Genomic DNA, 546 nt, shown 5'->3' with positions numbered 1-546 from the left:
AGCGGGATACGGAGTGTACGACCAGCAGACAAAGTCCTATCTGGGGCAGAAGGTGTCGCGCACGTATTCGCACGGGTATTCGGTCAGCAAGCAGGAGTACGTTGCATGGAACGAGACCGCGCGACAGTTCAACAGCCCCGACCGGTTTATTCTGGTTGGGAGGAACACCGAACTGATGTTGAACTCGCAGATCTCGGCGCAGATTGCTGGCGTGGACGTGGCGAGTCAGGAACTACCGGAAATCGAGTGGATAAACGGCCCGCCCGGGTGCGGCAAAACCCACGCGATAGTACACTCAGCCAACGTCTCTATCGATCCGCTGGTAGGTCGCGACTTGATCTTGAGCATGACATCCGAGGGCAAGACCTCGATACGAGCCGGACTGAAGAAACGGCTGCCTTCCTTGACGGACAGAGCGCTACAGGCGCACGTGCGTACAGTCGCGTCTCTGTTAGTGAATGGGTCGGCCGTAAAATACGATCGTGTACTGATGGACGAAGACCTGATGGCGCACGCGGGTACCATAGGCTTCGCAGCTGCCCTAAC

General features: G+C 57.5%; 1 protein-coding gene. It reads left to right on the top strand.

Annotated features, from left to right (window positions below; translation table 11 throughout):
• Positions 1 to 13 precede the first annotated feature (13 nt).
• Positions 14 to 546 (top strand): hypothetical protein (locus tag ACO0LB_RS20545; RefSeq protein ID WP_423052554.1); only part of this gene is annotated, 533 nt, incomplete at its 3' end.

Origin of the sequence: Undibacterium sp. SXout7W (assembly GCF_049339385.1) — a bacterium.
Classification (GTDB): Bacteria; Pseudomonadota; Gammaproteobacteria; order Burkholderiales; family Burkholderiaceae_D; genus Undibacterium.
The sequence above is the reverse complement of the archived record's forward strand: the minus strand, read 5'-3'. Positions and strand labels throughout refer to the sequence as shown.